The 18,000-nt window shown below is 67.2% G+C and carries 20 protein-coding genes; 11 read left to right on the plus strand and 9 right to left on the minus strand.

Features of this window, described 5'->3' with window-relative positions:
• Positions 1-205: 205 nt before the first annotated feature.
• Genes AB0C34_RS06450 through AB0C34_RS06475 form a run of 6 tightly spaced genes read left to right on the plus strand, consistent with a single transcriptional unit; the run spans position 206 to position 5,682 of the window.
• Positions 206-790 carry a biotin transporter BioY gene (locus AB0C34_RS06450; RefSeq protein WP_357068026.1) on the plus strand — a complete coding sequence of 195 codons (585 nt, stop codon included), beginning with the start codon at positions 206-208 and terminating at the stop codon, positions 788-790.
• Positions 783-1,907 (plus strand): AMP-binding protein, encoded by a 1,125-nt coding sequence (locus tag AB0C34_RS06455; RefSeq protein ID WP_357068028.1) that lies wholly within the window; start codon positions 783-785, stop codon positions 1,905-1,907. The genes AB0C34_RS06450 and AB0C34_RS06455 overlap by 8 nt, the downstream gene beginning before the upstream one ends.
• Positions 1,904-3,031, plus strand: a complete 1,128-nt coding sequence (locus tag AB0C34_RS06460) for a thiolase family protein (protein WP_357068030.1) — start codon at positions 1,904-1,906, stop codon at positions 3,029-3,031. Before AB0C34_RS06455 ends, AB0C34_RS06460 begins: the two co-directional genes overlap by 4 nt.
• Complete coding sequence (locus AB0C34_RS06465; RefSeq protein WP_357068032.1) at positions 3,028-3,708, plus strand: ABC transporter ATP-binding protein; 681 nt, start codon at positions 3,028-3,030, stop codon at positions 3,706-3,708. Before AB0C34_RS06460 ends, AB0C34_RS06465 begins: the two co-directional genes overlap by 4 nt.
• A complete protein-coding gene (locus AB0C34_RS06470; protein WP_357068034.1) occupies positions 3,705-4,307 on the plus strand; it encodes an energy-coupling factor transporter transmembrane protein EcfT in 603 nt (200 codons plus the stop codon). Before AB0C34_RS06465 ends, AB0C34_RS06470 begins: the two co-directional genes overlap by 4 nt.
• Positions 4,300-5,682, plus strand: coding sequence for an AMP-binding protein (locus AB0C34_RS06475; RefSeq protein ID WP_357068544.1), 1,383 nt, complete (start codon positions 4,300-4,302; stop codon positions 5,680-5,682). Before AB0C34_RS06470 ends, AB0C34_RS06475 begins: the two co-directional genes overlap by 8 nt.
• A gap of 136 nt (positions 5,683-5,818) precedes the next feature.
• Here AB0C34_RS06475 and AB0C34_RS06480 read toward each other — a convergent pair whose 3' ends face one another.
• From AB0C34_RS06480 to mftR, 6 genes are all read right to left on the minus strand, one after another.
• Positions 5,819-8,092, minus strand: a complete 2,274-nt coding sequence (locus AB0C34_RS06480; protein WP_357068036.1) for a SpoIIE family protein phosphatase — start codon at positions 8,090-8,092, stop codon at positions 5,819-5,821.
• Positions 8,093-8,168: 76 nt separating this feature from the next.
• Entirely contained in the window at positions 8,169-8,801 is a 633-nt protein-coding gene (locus AB0C34_RS06485; protein WP_357068038.1) for a SpoIIE family protein phosphatase, read from the minus strand.
• A complete protein-coding gene (locus AB0C34_RS06490) occupies positions 8,794-9,207 on the minus strand; it encodes an ATP-binding protein (RefSeq protein WP_357068040.1) in 414 nt (137 codons plus the stop codon). Before AB0C34_RS06490 ends, AB0C34_RS06485 begins: the two co-directional genes overlap by 8 nt.
• On the minus strand, positions 9,197-9,586 hold the full coding sequence (locus tag AB0C34_RS06495) for an STAS domain-containing protein (RefSeq protein ID WP_040779629.1): 390 nt from the start codon (positions 9,584-9,586) through the stop codon (positions 9,197-9,199). The genes AB0C34_RS06490 and AB0C34_RS06495 overlap by 11 nt, the downstream gene beginning before the upstream one ends.
• A 12-nt stretch (positions 9,587-9,598) precedes the next feature.
• Complete coding sequence (locus tag AB0C34_RS06500; RefSeq protein WP_327118405.1) at positions 9,599-10,492, minus strand: STAS domain-containing protein; 894 nt, start codon at positions 10,490-10,492, stop codon at positions 9,599-9,601.
• A 137-nt stretch (positions 10,493-10,629) separates the two neighbouring features.
• Positions 10,630-11,250, minus strand: a complete 621-nt coding sequence (gene mftR / locus AB0C34_RS06505) for a mycofactocin system transcriptional regulator (RefSeq protein WP_357068043.1) — start codon at positions 11,248-11,250, stop codon at positions 10,630-10,632.
• A gap of 40 nt (positions 11,251-11,290) precedes the next feature.
• Here mftR and mftE point away from each other — a divergent pair, with 40 nt between their 5' ends.
• Both mftE and mftD read left to right on the plus strand, forming a co-directional pair.
• Complete coding sequence (gene mftE / locus AB0C34_RS06510; protein ID WP_357068045.1) at positions 11,291-11,992, plus strand: mycofactocin biosynthesis peptidyl-dipeptidase MftE; 702 nt, start codon at positions 11,291-11,293, stop codon at positions 11,990-11,992.
• Positions 11,989-13,233, plus strand: a complete 1,245-nt coding sequence (gene mftD, locus AB0C34_RS06515) for a pre-mycofactocin synthase MftD (RefSeq protein ID WP_357068047.1) — start codon at positions 11,989-11,991, stop codon at positions 13,231-13,233. The genes mftE and mftD overlap by 4 nt, the downstream gene beginning before the upstream one ends.
• A gap of 3 nt (positions 13,234-13,236) precedes the next feature.
• Here mftD and AB0C34_RS06520 read toward each other — a convergent pair whose 3' ends face one another.
• Entirely contained in the window at positions 13,237-13,707 is a 471-nt protein-coding gene (locus tag AB0C34_RS06520) for a MarR family winged helix-turn-helix transcriptional regulator (protein ID WP_357068049.1), read from the minus strand.
• A 278-nt stretch (positions 13,708-13,985) separates the two neighbouring features.
• On the opposite strand from AB0C34_RS06520, the gene AB0C34_RS06525 reads away from it, so the two are divergent.
• From AB0C34_RS06525 to AB0C34_RS06535, 3 genes are all read left to right on the plus strand, one after another.
• Positions 13,986-15,662 (plus strand): fumarate hydratase, encoded by a 1,677-nt coding sequence (locus AB0C34_RS06525; protein ID WP_357068051.1) that lies wholly within the window; start codon positions 13,986-13,988, stop codon positions 15,660-15,662.
• Between the two features lie 140 nt (positions 15,663-15,802).
• The gene (locus AB0C34_RS06530; protein ID WP_357068053.1) at positions 15,803-16,267 is read left to right on the plus strand and encodes a hypothetical protein; all 465 of its coding nucleotides are present in this window, start codon (positions 15,803-15,805) and stop codon (positions 16,265-16,267) included.
• Positions 16,268-16,886: 619 nt separating this feature from the next.
• Positions 16,887-17,417 (plus strand): M15 family metallopeptidase, encoded by a 531-nt coding sequence (locus tag AB0C34_RS06535; RefSeq protein ID WP_357068546.1) that lies wholly within the window; start codon positions 16,887-16,889, stop codon positions 17,415-17,417.
• A gap of 55 nt (positions 17,418-17,472) precedes the next feature.
• Here AB0C34_RS06535 and AB0C34_RS06540 read toward each other — a convergent pair whose 3' ends face one another.
• Together AB0C34_RS06540 and AB0C34_RS06545 are read right to left on the minus strand one after the other, a co-directional pair.
• The gene (locus AB0C34_RS06540) at positions 17,473-17,637 is read right to left on the minus strand and encodes a hypothetical protein (protein ID WP_357068055.1); all 165 of its coding nucleotides are present in this window, start codon (positions 17,635-17,637) and stop codon (positions 17,473-17,475) included.
• A gap of 18 nt (positions 17,638-17,655) precedes the next feature.
• Positions 17,656-17,964 (minus strand): DUF3467 domain-containing protein, encoded by a 309-nt coding sequence (locus AB0C34_RS06545; RefSeq protein ID WP_357068057.1) that lies wholly within the window; start codon positions 17,962-17,964, stop codon positions 17,656-17,658.
• Between the last annotated feature and the right edge of the window lie 36 nt (positions 17,965-18,000).

Genomic DNA, 18,000 nt, shown 5'->3' on the forward strand with positions numbered 1-18,000 from the left:
TTGACACGCGCAACAGGCGGCACGTCGGTGGTGTGGCGGGGTAAGCGCTCGAGTCCTTGCGCGTGAGGCTGCGGCGGTTCCGGACCGCGCCGTCGGACGATGTGTCGCTGCCGTGTTCGGCCGAAGCGGTGGGAACGGGTCGGCCGACGCCCTGGTCGGCCTGCTATCTTGAACGGCGTTCAAGATAGCAGCGAAGGATGTCGTCGTGGAGGGTGTCGAGACCTCTCGGGAATCGAGAGTCGGTATTTCCGCTCGAGATATGGCGCAGATCGCCGTGTTCGCGGCACTGATCGCCGCGTTCGGCCTGCCCGGCGCCATCACCGTCGGATTCAGTGGCGTGCCGATCACAGTGCAGACCCTGGGGGTCGTCCTGGCCGGCGCGGTGCTCGGGGCGCGCAAGGGCACGGCCGCGGTGGTGGTCTTCCTCGCACTGACGATGATCGGACTGCCGCTGCTGTCCGGTGGGCGAACCGGACTGACCGCGCTGGCGGGACCGAGTGCCGGTTATCTCATCGGTTGGATACCCGCCGCCGCGTTCATCGGCTTGCTGACCGTTCGGATTGTGCCGAGATACCGGATGGTGCTCGGTCTGCTGATCAACGCGTTCGGTGGGATCGTGATCATCTACCTGTTCGGCACGATCGGGCTCCTGCTGCGCACCGATCTGGGGTTCGGGTCCGCGATCAGCACCAACATCGCATTCATTCCGGGCGACCTGGCGAAAGTAGTCGTCGCGACGGTGGTCGCCAAGGGAGTGCATCGTGCGTACCCCGGTGTGATCCGTGGGTAGCTTCGAACTCGGCGGCGCGGGCGATCTCCCCGCTATCGACTTCGACGGCCGCACGTACACGTATGGGCAACTCGATGCGGCGATCCAGGAGTGGATCGACCAGCAGGCGCCGCCCTCACGCGTCTACGACGCGTCGACACTCGCGGCCGCGGACGCTTTGATCTGCGTCTGCGCCGCGGCGCGGCGGGGTGTTGCGGTGGTCGTCGAGAATCCCGATGCGCGTCCCCTCCGCCCGAGCGTTCCACCGTCGGCCTTTTTGCTGGTGGCGACATCGGGTTCGACCGGTCGTCCACGGCCGCTCGCCAGAACGGCGGCGTCCTGGGTCGACAGTTTCCCCGCGTTCACCACGATCACCGGCGTCGACGCGACGGACTGTGTGTTGATCACCGGTCCGCTGCACGCGACGATGCATCTATTCGGTGCGCTTCATGCGCTGTGGGCAGGTGCGTGCGTCACCGACAACCCGGCGAAAGCCACGGTGGTGCATGCGGTGCCTGCTGTCCTGCGCGACGTGCTGCGCACGGCCCCGAAGCTGCGCACGGCGATCGTCGCGGGCATCGCACTGGATGACGGCGCACGAAGCGCGGCGGACGGTATCGAGCTGATCGAATACTACGGATCCGCGGAAGTCTCCCTGGTCGCGGCGCGTCGGGTTCCCGAGCCGCTTCGATTGCTGGAGGGCGTCGATGCCGAGGTTCGTGACGGGTTGCTGTACGTCCGGTCCCCGTACCGTGTGATCGGAACACCCGAGTGGTTCGGCGTCGGCGACCTCGCCGAGCTTGGGGAGAACCGCGAACTGACGGTCCGGGGCAGGGGTGAGTGCGCGATCAATGTCGGCGGCACCACCGTGGTCGCCGAAGATGTCGAGCGCATCCTCGAGACCCTCGACGGGGTCGCTTCCGCGGCCGTCGTCGGATCGCCGCATGCCGTGTTCGGCGAAACCGTGCTGGCCGCGGTGCAACTCGACAGCGGCGTCGGCATCGACGAGGTGCGGTCGCGCGCACGCCGGGTACTGACGAGGGAGGCGATGCCTCGTCGGTGGGTATCGGTCGCCGCCGTGCCTCGGACCGCCAACGGCAAGGTCGCCCGGGGTCGGTTGAAGGACCTGCTGACATGAATCAGGTCCCTGTTCTCGTAGCGCCGCGGCGGACGCCGATCGGCAACGCCGGGCACGGATTCGCCGATCTGACCACTACCGATCTGGCCGCGCCGGTGCTGCGCGCTGTGCTGTCGTCGTTGCGCGGCGCCGGGATAACCGCCGAGGTGGACGATGTCGTCCTCGGCAACTGCCTCGGACCGGGCGGCGATCCGGCGCGGATCGCGGCGTTGCGGGCCGGGATGGGCGCGCACGTTCCCGGCGTCACGATCGACCGCCAGTGCGGATCCGGCCTGGACGCGGTGATGCAGGCGGCGGTGCGGGTCCGTAGTGGTGCGGACGAACTCATTCTGGCTGGCGGCGTCGAATCGGCGAGTACGGCCCCGTGGCGGTTCTGGCCGCCGGTCGCAGGCGCCGATCCCGTGCGATACACCCGAGCTCCCTTTGCGCCGCAAGGGTTTCCCGATCCCGAGATGGGGGTGGCCGCCGATGATCTCGCGCGGGTACGCGGCATCACCCGCCAGCGGCAGGACGCCTATGCCGCACGCTCGCACACGCTCGCCGCGGCGGCCGACTTCTCCTCGGAAATCGTCCCGATCGGTGACGTCCATCGCGACGAGCGCGTCCGCGCGGGCATGACCGAGGCCCGGCTCGCCCGGCTGCGCCCCAGTTTCGGTGGCGATGGAACCGCGACAGCGGGCAACTCGTGTGGCATCTCCGATGGCGCCGCGGTGGTGGCGGTTACCACCGAGTCGATTGCTGCGGGATTGCCCGCGCTGCGGATACTCGGGACCGCGGTGTCGGGTTCCGACCCGGCATTCCCCGGTCTGGGGCCGGTACCCGCGATCCGGAAACTGCTGCGGCGAACCGGATTCGATCCGGCTGATCTGGGAGTCATCGAGATCACCGAAGCCTTCGCGTCCGTGGTGTTGGCGGTGTCGGACGAACTGGGACTGGACGAATCCAAGATCTGTCCGCAGGGCGGCGCCATCGCGATCGGACATCCGTGGGGGGCGTCCGGAGCGATTTTGTTGGTGCGCTTGGCAAGTCAGATGCTGCGCGAGGGTGGTCCCGCGCTCGGGCTCGCGGCATGTGCCATCGGCGGTGGGCAGGGTATCGCCATGCTTGTGGAGCGTGTGTCGTGAGCGAGGTCGTCTTCGATTCGGTGAGTCACCGCTACGGTGATCGAACAGTTTTGCGCGATATCGACCTGTGTCTCTGCGAGCGCCGTATCGGCATCATCGGAGCCAACGGCTGCGGCAAGTCGACGGCGGCACGCATGATCAACGGGCTGCTGACACCGACCTCCGGCCGGGTCACGGTGGACGGGATCGATGCGGCCAGAAAGGGCGCGCAGGTGCGGCGCAAGGTCGGCTTCGTCTTCACCGACCCCGACACCCAGATCGTCATGCCGACGGTTGCCGAGGATCTGGCCTTCTCCTTACGGCGGACGGGTCTGACCAAACCGGAGATCGTGGCTCGCGTCCAAGAGATGCTGGTTCGATTCGGGCTCGAGGAGCACGCCGAGCATCCCTCGCATCTGTTGTCCGGCGGTCAGAAACAGTTGCTCGCCATCGGGGCAGTCCTCATCCGCGGGCCGGAGGTGATCGTCGCCGACGAGCCGACCACCCTGTTGGACCTGCGCAACACACGTGTGGTCGCCGCGGCGCTCGACTCGGTGGACCAGCAGGTGATCGTCGTCACGCATCAACTGTCGCTGCTGGCCGGCTTCGACCGTGTCATCGTGATCGACGACGGCGGCGTGGCATTCGACGGGACTCCAGGCGACGCCGTCCCCGCTTATCGGGAATTGGTCGAATGATCGGCCGGTACCGACCGGGAGACTCGCTGCTGCACCGGATGCCCGCAGGAGCGAAACTGTTGCTGCTGATCGCGTCGATCGTGGCGGCCACGGTGTGCGTGCACAGCCCGCTACAGACCGGCATTGGCGCTGTGGTGGTGGCGGGACTGTTCACGGTCGCCGGGATTCCGGTGCGGGTCGCTCTGGCGCAACTGCGTCCAACGGTGTGGATGCTGCTGGTCATTGCCGTATTCCAGGTGCTGGCCACGTCGCCCGCGCGGGCTGTCGTCGTGTGCGGCGTCCTGCTGATCTCGGTGGCCCTCGCGGCGGTGGTCACACTCACTACGCGCGTCACCGACATGCTCGACGCGGTGACCTACGGGCTCGGGCCGCTGCGGAGGATCGGGGTCGATCCCGAGCGGATCGGGTTGTTGCTGGCACTGGCCATCCGATGTGTTCCGCTGCTGGCCGGGATCGTGCACGACGTCGCGCAGGCGCGCCGCGCCCGCGGGCTGCAATGGTCGATGACCGCGCTGGCTACGCCGGTGTTGGTACGAGCACTGCGGACCGCCGACGCGATGGGCGACGCCCTTGCCGCGAGGGGAGCGGACGATCACTGAGCTGCTGGCCGAGCGTCTTTCCCGGCAGGCGTCCGAGCACCCGGACACCACAGCCGTCGTCGCTGCTCGGGCGCGCGTCGACTATCGCGAGTTCTGGTCGCGAGTAACTCGCACGGCCGCGGGGCTCGGCAGCATGAACCGGGTCGCCGTGCTGCCCACATCGGACATCGGATCTCTCGTCGTCGTGGCGGCGGCCATGTATGCCGGTGTCGGCGTCGTTCTGCTGCACCGACACCTGCTGCCGAAGCAGCTGACCAGGGTGCTGGAGTTGGCGCGGCCCGGAGCTGTGGTAGCCGCGCCGCACCAGCACCGGCGATTGCGCCGACTGGGATTCGACGGGATCGTGCAGACCGCCGCCGCACTGGAATCCGACGGCCGGTCCGCCCGCGCGCACCTCGACACCGAACTGCTGGTCGGCATCACCTCCGGCACCACCGGTGAACCGAAGTTGTTCGTGCGCAATCAGCGATCGTGGGCAGCGACTCTCGATCGCTCCGACGCCACCTTCGATATAGGCCGCCAGGACCGTGTCTCGGTGCCCGGCGTCCTCGATCACACGCACTTCCTGTACGGCGCGCTGCATGCCCTCACCCGGGGTGCGACGGTGGATCTGCGCCCGATCGGCCAATCGCTGAACGACGGTGCGACGCACCTGTATTCGGTGCCGACGATCGCCTGGGATGTGGTGCGGTCCGGAATCGGTCCGGTCGCGAGTGTTCGCGAAGTGCTCTCTTCGGCCGCCCGCTGGCCGCGTTCGGGGCGTGGGGCACTGCAGGAGATCGTGCCGAACGCGTCGTTGGTGCACTTCTACGGCGCATCCGAGTTGAGTTTCGTGTCCTTCGATCGAGGACTCGGGGCCGCTGACGAGCATTCGGCGGGCGAACTGTTCGATGGTGTCGAGGCGGAGGTCCGCGCGGGTCTGGTGTTCGTGCGCAGCGACATGCTGTTCGACGGTTACCTCACCGAGGACGGTGTGGTGGACGGCCCGGTCGAGGGCTGGATGTCGGTGGGTGACCGGGGCAGGGTGGTCGGCAACCGCATACAGTTGCTCGGCCGCGACAGCGACATGCTGATCCGTGCGGGGCTCAACGTGGAACCCGTCGCGGTCGAGGCGGCGCTCATCGCGATACCCGGTGTCGCGGAGGCCGCCTGTATCGGCGTGCCGGACGCACGAATGGGGGAGGCGCCCGCAGCCGCGATCGTAGTGAGCGGTGCCGCACCGAGTTCCGACGACATCTGGCGGCATCTGCGCGCGACACTGCCGAGTCCGAGCATGCCGGTACAGGTTCTGATCGTCGACAGCCTGCCGCGTACACCGCGCGGAAAACTCGATCGTCGGGCCCTCTCCGATGTCCTCCGAGCCCAGCGCAGGTAGACGAAACCATTTCGACGCAGGAGTGAACGGGTCGGCAGGACCTGTCGATGCCGGCACGGGGACGGTTGCGCGCACATCTGCTACCGCACGGACATTCGGGGGTATCGGGGGCGGCCGCGTTCGATCTGCTGCGTCGTCACCCGGAAACTCGGCGGTTGGTGCCGCGCAACGGATTGGCCACCGGGAAGGTGATCGCGGGCAGTGTCACCGACATTCGGACCGTCGTGCCCGGTCCAGAGTGGTCGATGTCGAGTTCTTCGGTCAGCGCGCGCATCATATCGATGCCACGGCCACGATAGCCGGGATCGGAGGCGCGTGGCTTCCAGTTGCCGGTGTCGGTGATCACGATGACCACCATGTCGATATCGCACGTGGCCGACAACTGGACCCGCCCGCCGTCGCCGTGGCGATAGGCGTGTTCGATGCTATTGCTGCACGCCTCGTTGGCCGCGGCGACCAGATCCGAGGCCAAGTCATGCGGTACCGCCGCGGCGGCCAGCCATGCCTTCAGGGTGCGGCGCATCACCGCCAGTTCGTCGGCCAGGGCAGGGACGTCCAGGCGCAGTGGTTCCGGTGGCTGGCGGTAGACCACCATCGCGACGTCATCGTCGTACCCTGCTGCGGGCCGCAACCGGGACAGCACCGCGTCGGCCACCTCACGCGGTAGCCGCGCCGAAGTGTCGGCGAGCACCGAGGCGATCTTGGCGAACCCGTCGTCGATGTCGACGCCGCGCTGTTCGACCAACCCGTCGGTGAACAACACCAATGTCGAACCGGGCGTCAGCGCCGTGGTGGCCTCGGGCCGTCGCGGCGGGTCGAAGGTGGCCAGTGGCACCGAACGGCCGCCCTCGAGCAGCCTGCCGGTGGCGTCGACATCGGCGAGAATCGGGGGCATGTGGCCGGCGCTGCTGTAGCGGACCAGCCCGCGCACGGGGTCGAGCACGGCGGCGCACACCGTGGTGCACATGGCGCCCGGGATGCGTGCGGCGACGGTGTCGAGTTCGGCCAGCAGCTGTGCCGGTCCTGCGCCGCGCAGCAGCAACGCCCGCGCGGCGGTCCGCAACTGGCCCATCACGACGGCGGCGGACAGGCCTCGTCCCACACAGTCGCCCACGACGACGCCGATGGTTCCATCGCGCAACGGCACCACGTCGTACCAGTCGCCACCGATCTCCAGCGGTGGCAGCGCGGGTTCGTAATGTACCGAGAATCGCGGTGGCAGCTCGATCGGGCCGAGCATCGCGCGCTGCAGGGTCAGCGAGGTGGCGCGCGCTTGGTCGAAGTTACGCGCTCGCTGTACCGCGAGGCTGAGGTGACCGATCAGTAGCGAGAACAATGTCCAGTCCGCGGCGCTGATCGCCCGCGGCGCGGCGAAGCGCAGCCACATCGCCGCATCTCCGGTCTCTCCGAGCGGGGTGACAATGCCCTCGGAACTGACAGCACCCTCGGGAATAGCCAACAGACTGCGGGCCGGCCTGCGCCGGGCCCGTTCGAGCAGCGCTCGCGAGCGGTCGTCGAGCGCGGCGTCACCGTTGTGCGAGGTGCGGTCGGCGCCGGCGCCGGAGACGTATACCTCGGGTGCGGCGTTGCGGCTCGGCCACACCGCCACCACCGCGGTCTGCGCGCCGACCGTGCGCCGCAGCTCGTCGAGTCCCACGGCCAGTACCTCCACCACGCTGGTCGCCGCGCCGACCGCGGTGGCCAAGCGGGAGGCTGCCTGGTCGCGGGCCTGCGCGTCGTGCTCGGCGGTGACGTCCCGAATGGTACCGACGAAGATCCGCTCGTTGCCCTCCGGCTTGATCAGCGCGCTGGTGCTCACCGCGAGCCACACGTTGCGCCCATCTCGGTGCCGGATCGGGATGACGAAACGCTGTGCCTCGGTACCGAGATCGGGATAGCGCGGACCCTCCGGAGCCGACCACGGATGCGGAAGCGGGTAGGGGATTTCGGCGGCGCCGTAGCCTGTCAGCGCGCCGAAAGCGGTGTTGACCTCGATGATGGTGCCCTGCGCATCGGCGACGAAGAAGCCGTCTTGCAGCGATTCCACCAGCGCGGTGCGGAACGCGTCCCGTCCGGCGAGATCGTCGGCGCGCGTACGCTGTTGCTCGTATCGGCGGGTGCCGTCGAGATAGCCTCGCGTGGCGATATCCAGCGGAACAAGTGTTTGCAACAGGAACTCGAGCGCGATCTCGGGCAGGCGGCCGTGGGACTCGTCCTGCTCGGACCGCTGCTGTTCGGCGTCTTGGACCACCCGGAAGTGGTTCTCGGTGAGATCGAGCAGGCTGATGCCCTCCACCAGGGCGCGCCGGCCGAGTTCGTAGCCGTCGGCGAGGCCGGTTTGCGTGGGCGAATCCAAGTGACGCCGTAGCGCGTCCGCGTAGGCGCTGAGGAACTCGGCCAGTTCGCTCATGGCTGCGCCTCACTGACTCCAGGGTTCGGCGCGACCGTGTTCGCGGCGTCGACGATGGTTCGGTCGCTATGGTCGCTCATGTCGTCGGACCCGCCGCGCCGCGGTGTCGGGCGGCCAGCACGAGAGCGTCGTCAGTGTCTTTGGCGTGCTTGGCCAGAATGTCGGCGGTGATATCGGCAGTGAATTTGGCCAGGTCGACCTCGTCGGCGGCTTCGGGGACGATGCCGTCGGTGGACATCAGCAGCAGATCCCCGGGGCGGACCGCGATGGACTGCGGTTGGAGGTTCGCCGGTAGCCGATAGCCAACGATTCCCGCGGTGAGCAGCACGGTGGCGTGTACGGTCAGGCCGGCTGGACCCGCTGTGAGCATCCGGGATTCGACATTGCCGACGCCGAGCCAGTGCACGGTATCGCTCTCCTCGAACAGGGCGAGCGAGATCGCTGCCCCGCGAGTGTCGGTCAATGCGCGATGACACAGCACCATCAACACGTCCAAAGGTTCGGCGCGGTTCTCGGCCAGCACGCGCGCCGCACGGTCGGCGGCGTCGGCCGCGGCCGCGCCGTGCCCGAGCCCGTCCAGGACGGCGAAAAGCACGGTACCGCCACCGGTGTCGAGGACGACTCCGCGATCACCGGAGACATCCTGACCGGGTAGTGCGCGACCGGCCACCGCCCATTCGATCCGGCCGATGAACCCGTCCTCATGCACCGTTGGGTACCCACTTCCACATCTCCACCAGCGTGCCGTGCCCTGGCGCCGAGTCGACGGTGAGCCGGTCCATCAATCGTCGGGCGCCGGGGAGGCCGAGTCCGAGACCCCGTCCGGTGGAATAACCGTCCTCCAGCGCGCGAGGAATGTCGTTGATGCCTGGTCCTTGATCCTCGGCCTGGACTACCAGCGCCTGGCGACCCTCGCGGTCATCGACCAGCAAACGTATCTCGCCGCTGCCCGCGTAACTGGTGATGTTGCGGGCGATCTCGGAGATCGCCGTGGAGATCATGGTGCGGTCGGTCAGGGTGAATCCGAGCTTTGCTGCGAGTTCGTGTCCGGCCTGACGTGCGGTCACGATGTCACCCGACACCCGGACCGCGATCACCACGTTCTCAGCGGCCACTGTCACGACCGTCTCGCTGGCGACGGGCTGGAGTCTTGCGGTCCAACCAGGCGAGTCCCTCTTCGAGATCGAGGGCGGTGTGCATGTCTTCGAACGTGAGTCCGAGTTGCACCATGGCGAACGCGACTTCCGGTTGCAGTCCGACGATCACCGTTTCGGCGCCGCGCAGCTGCGTCATGTGCGCGATGGTACGCAACGATCTCGCGGCGAACGAATCCATCACGTCGATCGCGGTGACGTCCACGATGATTCCGTGTGCCCGATATTTGCTGACCTGTTTCATCAGGTCGTCCTGCAGGCGTTCGGTGTCGGCGTCGGTCAGCGCGGACTGGACCGACGCAATGAGATACGTACCCTGTTTGAGAATCGGTACCGGCATCAATCCGCCTGATCAGCGGCCGTCGCGTTCGGAGACCCGGGAAACCTCATAACCCAGTAGGCGCTCCGCTTCTTCGATACCGCCCTGCAGGTCGCCGACCGCGTTCATCTTCGACAGATCCAGCCCGATGGTGACCAGCGTGAGTGCGATCTCCGAGGACAGGCCGGTGATGATCACGTTCGCGCCCATCAGGCCGGACGCGTCGACGGTCTGCACCAGGTGGTTGGCCACCGTGGAGTCGATCGCGGGCACACCGGTGATGTCGATCACGACGACCTTCGCGCGGTTGGCCCGGATCGCCCGCAGCAGTTGCTCGGTGAGCTGGCGGGCGCGCTGGCTGTCCAGCACGCCGATGATCGGCAGGATCAGCAGCTGTTCGCGGACCTGGAGAACCGGCGTGGACAGCTCGCGGATCGCCTCCTGCTGCTGGCGGATGACGCGCTCACGCTCTTGGACGAAGGAGACGCCCACAGTGTTGGCAATGCGGTTGGCGGCCGGTTCGTATGCGTCGAGAACCGCGTTGAGCAGCTCGAAGTCGGCCTGATATTTCTCGAACAGCGACCGGGCCAGCACGTCGCGCAGCAGCAGGACGATACCGAGGACCTCGTCGGTCTCGACGCCTCTCGGGATGATGCGTTCGGACAGGTCGCGTGCGTATGCCTGCAACGCCTCGACGCTACCGGTCTCGAGCACCTCGACGTAATTGTCGTAGACCGAGGTCGCCTCGGAGAAGATCTCCTCGGGGGTCATCGCGGTCAACAGCTGCGCGTCGGTGATGCGCCGGGCCCATTCCTCGCGGAGCGCGGTGCGGTTCTGGCGCAGATGCTCTACCAGCTGCGGGAGCAGGTTGTCGACCGGCCCCGCGGTCAGCGAATCCGCCGAAAGGCTCATGGACACCTCGGACATGAAACTCCTGCCCCTTTCGACGGTTGAGTCGGATTTTCGTGTGTTCGGCTGCGCGCCGTTTCCGAGCCTAGTCATACCCCACCCGGATTGCCGACGAAACCTACCGGTTGTTCGCCTGCGGTTCGGGGGCGGGGACGTCATGGCACCGTAGCGAATCCGCGTTCCAATGCGGCGAGCGCCTCGTCCAAGTACACCGTCAGGTCGGTGTCGGCTCGCGCGAGCCATGCGTCGAACGCGGCGCGGGCCGCCGCGAGCGTGGTCCGACCTACCGCGAGCGGGATCAGGCCGTCCGCCGACTCGCCGAGCCGCCCGGCGGCGAACGTGCTCACCGCGCGTTCCCAGGCGTCGTAGTGCGCGCCCGCGGTGGCGGCCAGTGCCGGAATGGTGGCGACGAGCTGCATTCGGGTGCGTAACTCGGGGACGTCCTCGGCGCGATATCGATTGGCGTTCACCACGACTCGGCGGACGGCGGTCATCATCGGAACGTCGTCGGGGACCGTGGCGAAGGCCGCGCGCAATGCCGAGACTTCGTCGTCGAACTGGTGCCAGAGCACCTCCGCCTTGGTGGGGAAGTACCGGAAGAAGGTGCGACCACTGATGCCGGCGGCGGTGGCGATCTGTTCGACGGTGGTGTCGTCGAAGCCCTGTTCGGTGAACAGTCGCATGGCGATCAGTTCGAGTTCGCGCTTGCTGGTGCCCCGTGGGCGGCCGCGTGTGGCCTGGTTCTCCCGCATCGTCTGATTCTGCTCGGCGGTCACGGCCCTTGATTATGTCATTGACTGACGATAATCTCTCGGCATGTTGGCGGATCTCACCTGGCCCGAGGCGGCCGCGCGGGCGGCCGCGGGTGCGATCCTCGCGATAGCGGTGGGTGCGACCGAGCAACACGGTCCGCACCTCCCGCTGTCCACCGACACCGACGTGGTCGCGGCATTGTGCGCCCGGCTCGCCGCCGTGCGGCGGAACGTGCTGGTCGGCCCAGCGATTCCGTACGGTGCCAGCGGGGAGCACGCGGGCTTCGCTGGCACGCTGTCGATCGGGCAGGCGGCATTGGAACTGCTGGTTGTCGAGCTGTGTCGCTCGGCGACCGCGACCTTCGACCGGATTCTGCTGGTCAACTGGCATGGCGGCAACATCGAACCGTTGCGCAGGGCCGAAGGCCTGTTACGGTCCGAGTCGCGTGACGTGCGGGTCTATCTGCCGCGCTTCGACGGAGATCCGCACGCCGGGCGGGCGGAAACAGGGTTGCAGCTGGCGCTGGCACCCGACCGGGTGCGCGGCGACCTGGCCGTGGCGGGGGACACCCGTCCACTGTCCGAACTGCTCCCACTGCTGCGCGCTGGAGGAGTGCGTGCGGTGAGCGCCAACGGCGTGCTCGGCGACCCCGCGGGCGCGACTGCCGCGGAAGGCGCCGCCCTGCTCGACCGTGTCGCCGCCGATCTGATCAAACGAACCCGGTGCTGGTGGCCGGATGTCGCGCCGGAAAGGACCGGAACATGAACCCGTGGTTCGAGACCGTCGCCGAGGCGCAGCGGCGCGCGAAGAAACGGCTCCCGAAGTCGGTATACGGTGCGCTGGTCGCCGGATCCGAGCGCGGTCAGACCATCGAGGACAACCAGATGGCGTTCACCGAACTGGGGTTCGCGCCGCACGTCGCCGGGCCGATCGGCGTGCGTGACCAGTCCACCACCGTGCTCGGCCGACAGCTGTCGATGCCGGTGCTGATCTCCCCGACCGGAGTGCAGGCCGTACACCCGGACGGTGAGGTCGCGGTGGCCCGCGCCGCCGCCGCGCGCGGTATCGCGATGGGTCTGAGTTCGTTCGCCGGCAAACCGATCGAAGCGGTGATCGCGGCCAACCCGGCCACCTTCTTCCAGTTGTACTGGTGCGGTGCGAAGGACGAGATTCTGCAGCGGATGAATCGGGCGAGTGCTGCTGGCGCCGTCGGTTTGATCCTGACGCTGGACTGGTCGTTCTCGCACGGCCGTGATTGGGGCAGCCCGGTGATTCCGGAGCGGCTGGACCTACGCACCATGCTGAAATTCGCACCGCAGACTCTCGCGCGGCCCCGTTGGCTGGCCACCTATCTGCGTTCGGGTCACCTGCCGGATCTGACCGTGCCGAACATGGCCGTCGGCGACGACCCCGCTCCCGGCTTCTTCGGTGCCTACGGCGAATGGATGAACACGCCCGCGCCGGACTGGGCGGACGTGCGGTGGATCTGCGAGCAGTGGAACGGTCCGGTCATGCTCAAGGGTGTGATGCGAGTCGACGACGCGCAGCACGCGGTCGACGCTGGTGTCGCGGCGATCTCGGTGTCCAATCACGGCGGCAACAACCTCGACGGCACCCCGGCTGCGCTGCGGGCGCTTCCGGTGATCGCGGACGCAGTGGGATCGCAGGTCGAGGTGGTGCTCGACGGCGGGATCCGGCGCGGCAGCGACGTGGTCAAGGCGGTGGCGCTGGGGGCACGAGCGGTGATGATCGGCCGTGCCTACCTGTGGGGGCTGGCCGCGAACGGGCAGGGTGGTGTGGAGAACGTGCTGGATATCTTGCGCGGTGGCATCGATTCGGCGTTGCTCGGCCTGCGCAAGACCAGCGTCGCCGAGCTGGACCGCTCGGATCTGGTGGTGCCGGCGGGGTTCGGGCGGGCGCTGGGCGTGCCCGAATCGCCCGATGCGACACCCGCATCGGCGGAGGACGAGCTGCGATCGGCGGCGGAGTCGATCACATCCACCTGAGAATCAGCTCTCGGCGGCCGAACTTCGATGGTGGGTGAGCAGGGTGTCGTAGATGTCGGCGAGCGCGGCCAATTGCTGTCGATCGAGGATGTCGATCATGTGCCTGCGCACACTCTGCACGTGCGCGGGCGCGGCGCAGGTCAGTACCTCGGCGCCGCGCGGGGTGAGCCGCGCCGCGGTGCGGCGGGCGTCGTCCGGAATCGGTTCGCGCACCACCAGTCCGCGTTTCTCCATCCGGGTGATCTGATGGGAGAGTCTGCTCTGCGACCACTCGAGTTTGGCGGCCAGCGTGGCGAAGGTGAGCCGGTGGTCGGCGGTCTCCGCCAAGAAGGCGAGCACCGAGTATTCGACATAGGTGAGGTTGGACTCCCTGGTGGAGTCCCGCCCGACCGCCGCGGCGACGAGGTCGCGGGTGCGCACGAAGCCTATCCAGGCGCGCATCTCGACGTCATCGAGCCAATGGGGGTCGGTCACGATAGCGCTCCAAACTCTGACGTATCACTTCTCAAACGGTCCGCGTCGCTTGGCGCGGCGCGAACAGTCTGCGCGCGGCCGGACGATCGGCCGCCCGAGCGCTTTCTCAAGGATGAGAGGTAGCACCACCAGGGTTGAACGTGCAACCTTTTCCGCCGACTTCTCATACATAGGGTTGCCTAACTATCGGTGGGCTGCGGTGCGCTGGCTAGGCTCGCTGTGCTCGTGATCAGCCCGGCTGTTCGTCAGCTTCGGGCCCACCCAAAGGAGTGCGACTGGTGACCGCGCCGGACTTTCGCTATTCAGACCTGCTGCCGATCGGCGCGGACGACACCCCCTATCGATTGCTCACCAGGGAGGGCGTCAGCACCTTCGAGCACAACGGCCGCTCGTTCCTGCAGGTCGAGCCGGAGGCGTTGCGACTGCTCACCGAGACGGCGATGCACGACATCAGCCACTACCTGCGCCCCGCGCACCTCGGCCAGTTGCGCAAGATCATCGACGACCCGGAGTCCAGCGGTAACGACCGCTTCGTGGCGCTGGATCTGCTGAAGAACGTCAACATCTCCGCGGGCGGTGTCCTGCCGATGTGCCAGGACACCGGCACCGCGATCGTCATGGGCAAGAAGTCCGAGGGCGTGCTCACCGGCGCCGACGACGCCGAATGGATCAGCCGCGGTGTCTTCGATGCCTATACCAAGCTGAACCTGCGGTACTCGCAGCTGGCGCCGATCACGATGTGGGACGAGAAGAACACCGGTTCCAACTTGCCCGCGCAGATCGAGCTGTACTCCACGGCAGGCGATCCCGCGCATCCGGTATACAAATTCTTGTTCATGGCCAAGGGCGGCGGATCGGCGAACAAGTCGTTCCTGTACCAGGAGACCAAGGCCATTCTGAACCCCACGCGGATGCTGGAGTTCCTGGACGAGAAGATCCGCTCGCTCGGCACCGCGGCGTGCCCGCCGTACCACCTCGCGGTCGTGATCGGTGGCACCAGCGCGGAGTTCGCGCTGAAGACGGCGAAGTACGCCTCCGCGCATTATCTGGACACCCTCCCTACCGAGGGCTCGCTGTCCGCGCACGCGTTCCGCGACCTGGAGCTGGAGGAGGAGGTCTTCAAGCTGACCCAGTCCTTCGGCATCGGTGCGCAATTCGGTGGCAAGTACTTCTGTCACGATGTGCGGGTAGTCCGGCTGCCGCGGCACGGCGCCAGCTGCCCGGTGGCCATCGCGGTGTCCTGCTCGGCGGACCGGCAGGCATTGGCCAAGATCACCGCGGACGGCGTGTTCCTGGAGCAGCTCGAGCGCGAGCCCGCGCAGTACCTCCCGGAGCAGACCGACGCGATCCTCGGCGGCGACGTCGTGCAGGTCGATCTGAATCGACCGATGGACGAGATCCGTGCCGAGCTGTCGAAATACCCCGTGAAGACCAGGCTTTCGCTGACCGGTCCGCTGGTGGTGGCCCGCGACATCGCGCACGCCAAGATCAAGGAGCGGCTCGACGCGGGCGAGCCGATGCCGAACTACTTGCGCGATATGGCCGTCTACTACGCCGGCCCGGCCAAGACGCCCGAGGGCTACGCCTCCGGATCGTTCGGTCCGACCACCGCGGGCCGGATGGACTCCTATGTCGACCAGTTCCAGGCCGCGGGCGGCTCGTTCGTGATGCTCGCCAAGGGTAATCGGTCGGCGCAGGTGACCAAGGCGTGTAAGCAGCACGGCGGCTTCTACCTCGGCTCCATCGGTGGTCCGGCCGCGCGGCTGGCGCTGGACTGCATCAAGTCGGTCGAGGTCCTGGAGTACGCCGAACTGGGTATGGAAGCCGTGTGGAAGATCGAGGTCGAAAATTTCCCCGCGTTCATCGTCGTGGACGACAAGGGCAACGACTTCTTCGCCGAGACCCAGAAACCGATTGCGCTGCGCGTGCGCACCCGCTCGGCAGAGCGCGTCTGATCCGGTTCCTCGATCTGTAAAGCGGCAGTGCGCGGACACTGCGATGTCAGCGTGATCGCCGGGGTGGCATCACCGTCGACCGGGCACGCTTAGCGGAGTACGTCGTTGATTCCGGCTGCCGACCCACGTCGAGGAGAGCGATGAGGACATCGAGGGCAGTACCCACGTCATTAGGTATCTCGGAGGTGGCCGCTCGGCGAGTGGCCGAGCGCGCCGCGCGCGAGGGAACGAACTGCACCGCACTGGTCGAGCGTCTGATCCAGGAAGGCGTCGATCAACTCGACCATCCCGGGATCGTTTTTCGTGGTCCGATGAACAACCGCCGCGCCGCGCTCGCGGCAGGTCCGGCTGTCTGGGAAGTTGTTGCACGCCTGCGGGAATTGGACGGTCCGGTAGAGCGCCGCATCGCCGTCCTCAGTGCGAAATCGGACCTGAACGCCGGCCGGATCCGGGTCGCCGTCGCCTATGCCCGAGCGCACGGCCCCGAGATCCTTGACCGAATCATGCGCAATCGTCAAGCGGCGGACGCGTTTGTCCGCGCAGGGGTGGGTCCGACAGCGGCTGCGGCAGGGCCGGGAACGCTGGACGGTCCTGTGCGCAGCTGATTCGGGCGGATTGTCCGGTGTATTCGCTCTTCACATCGCTGGGGAGCGAATGTGAATATCCGCTCTCGCGCTGCAATCCGTGAACAGCCATCCGAGCCGCGGGGCTGGAGACCTCCGTGGCGCGTGCAGTTCGATCAGGGCCTGTGGGGCACAGGGTTTCATGGCCGCGCGTCTGAGAGGACGTGGTGTATTTCGCTACCCATTAGTGATAGCAGAGGAAGTCATGCTGTGATCCACAGCACTGGAATAGATTTGTGGACAACAAGATTTCCATGTGAGCGAAGTGTTTGCCGCGTAAGAATACTCGACGGATGTGGACCTGCTTTATGGCTATGGCTCCAAGTAAATCTGCGTGAGTGTCGGAATTATGCTGAGTTGCGGTGAATTTGCTGTCTGTTATCCACAGGCTGGCTGGTGTAGTTCGATCAGTTCGGCGGCACATCCACCGTTCGTCCCGTCATCTGAGCACGGCCGAGCGAACGCATCTGACCGACTCCCCTCGCCGCCGCGCACCGTGCCCTGCCTGAGGACACGCAGAACTGGATGGCACCTGGTCCGCTCGTCCATGACCGTGGGCTACCGGGCCTCGGCGCGCGCAGGCGATAGCATTCGCCGCATGATGGTGGTGCGCGGTGCGGGACGGAGTCGGATGCTGCTCGGCCTACCGGTGGCGGTGCTGTCCGCGCTGGTCGCCACCGGGGCGATGGCGGGGCAGGCCCGGTCGGATCCCGGTGTCGCGACCGATCAGCGGGAGACCGCGGGGTCGGCGACCGGGACCGAGGGGCTGGAACCGCGACTGGCCCTGGCATACACGCTTGCGGCCGACGAAGCGCACGCCCAGGCGGTGCCGCTGTCGATCACCTCCGGATATCGGACGCCCGCGCAGCAACAGGCGTTGTGGGACGATGGCGTATCGACCTACGGCACCCCGGATGCCGCGCGGCGGTGGGTGTTGCCGCCCGAGGAGTCCACGCACGTCGCGGGGCGGGCGATCGACGTCGGTCCGCAGCAGGGAGCAGCATGGCTCGAGGCGAACGGTAACCGCTGGGGGCTGTGCCGGGTATTCGACAACGAGTGGTGGCACTTCGAATTGGCCACGATCCCGGGCGGTGCCTGCCCGCCGATGCGGCCAGACGCGAGCGTGCGTTAGATCGCGACGGGCTGGCGATGTCCGCCGGCCACTCCGGCGTTACGCGTCGAATCGCTCAGCGGCTGTTCGATTGCGGTTTGTCGGTCGGCTGTGGGGTTTTGGCAGTGACGCGGTACCGGTGGCCGGCGATCCGATCGGGACGGTAGCGGATGGTGGCGTCGGTCACGACTGCCCAGTCGCGTCGGCTGGCGAGGAGCGCGATGGGGCTGGAGAAGAGCATCGGGTAGCTCCTGGTCGGTTAGTCGCCGAGGTGGACGATCGCGCCGAACTGATGTTCATAGTTGCTCATGCTGTCGTTCAAGATTTGCATCAGGCGGAAGATCAACGCGGGTGGGAACTTCACCCGGGACACCACCTGGGTTGGTTGGCGCACCACCGGCTGACCGGCATCGTCGACACCGTTCTCGGTCGGCAAATAGACGAGGAAGTCGAGGGTGAAGTCGGTGCGGTTGTACCAGCAGGTGAACCCATTGGCGTACCGGCCCGCGCTCATCGCCTCGGGCACGATCACCTCGACGTCGGTCGGGGGCGGGGTTGGTTCGCTCATCCGCGGCCACCTTTCACCGGTCGACGAAAAGGGCGC

The organism is Nocardia sp. NPDC049220 (genome assembly GCF_040647855.1).
Classification (GTDB): Bacteria; Actinomycetota; Actinomycetes; order Mycobacteriales; family Mycobacteriaceae; genus Nocardia.

Excerpts from the sequence above, each read along its gene's own strand:
- AB0C34_RS06535 (WP_357068546.1), top strand. The coding sequence starts at position 16,887 with ATGGTGGTGCGCGGTGCGGGACGGAGTCGGATGCTGCTCGGCCTACCG.
- AB0C34_RS06545 (WP_357068057.1), bottom strand. The coding sequence starts at position 17,964 with ATGAGCGAACCAACCCCGCCCCCGACCGACGTCGAGGTGATCGTGCCC.
- AB0C34_RS06470 (WP_357068034.1), top strand. The coding sequence starts at position 3,705 with ATGATCGGCCGGTACCGACCGGGAGACTCGCTGCTGCACCGGATGCCC.
- mftD (WP_357068047.1), top strand. The coding sequence starts at position 11,989 with ATGAACCCGTGGTTCGAGACCGTCGCCGAGGCGCAGCGGCGCGCGAAG.
- AB0C34_RS06460 (WP_357068030.1), top strand. The coding sequence starts at position 1,904 with ATGAATCAGGTCCCTGTTCTCGTAGCGCCGCGGCGGACGCCGATCGGC.
- AB0C34_RS06500 (WP_327118405.1), bottom strand. The coding sequence starts at position 10,492 with ATGTCCGAGGTGTCCATGAGCCTTTCGGCGGATTCGCTGACCGCGGGG.
- mftE (WP_357068045.1), top strand. The coding sequence starts at position 11,291 with ATGTTGGCGGATCTCACCTGGCCCGAGGCGGCCGCGCGGGCGGCCGCG.
- AB0C34_RS06495 (WP_040779629.1), bottom strand. The coding sequence starts at position 9,586 with ATGCCGGTACCGATTCTCAAACAGGGTACGTATCTCATTGCGTCGGTC.
- AB0C34_RS06480 (WP_357068036.1), bottom strand. The coding sequence starts at position 8,092 with ATGAGCGAACTGGCCGAGTTCCTCAGCGCCTACGCGGACGCGCTACGG.
- AB0C34_RS06540 (WP_357068055.1), bottom strand. The coding sequence starts at position 17,637 with ATGCTCTTCTCCAGCCCCATCGCGCTCCTCGCCAGCCGACGCGACTGG.
- AB0C34_RS06530 (WP_357068053.1), top strand. The coding sequence starts at position 15,803 with ATGAGGACATCGAGGGCAGTACCCACGTCATTAGGTATCTCGGAGGTG.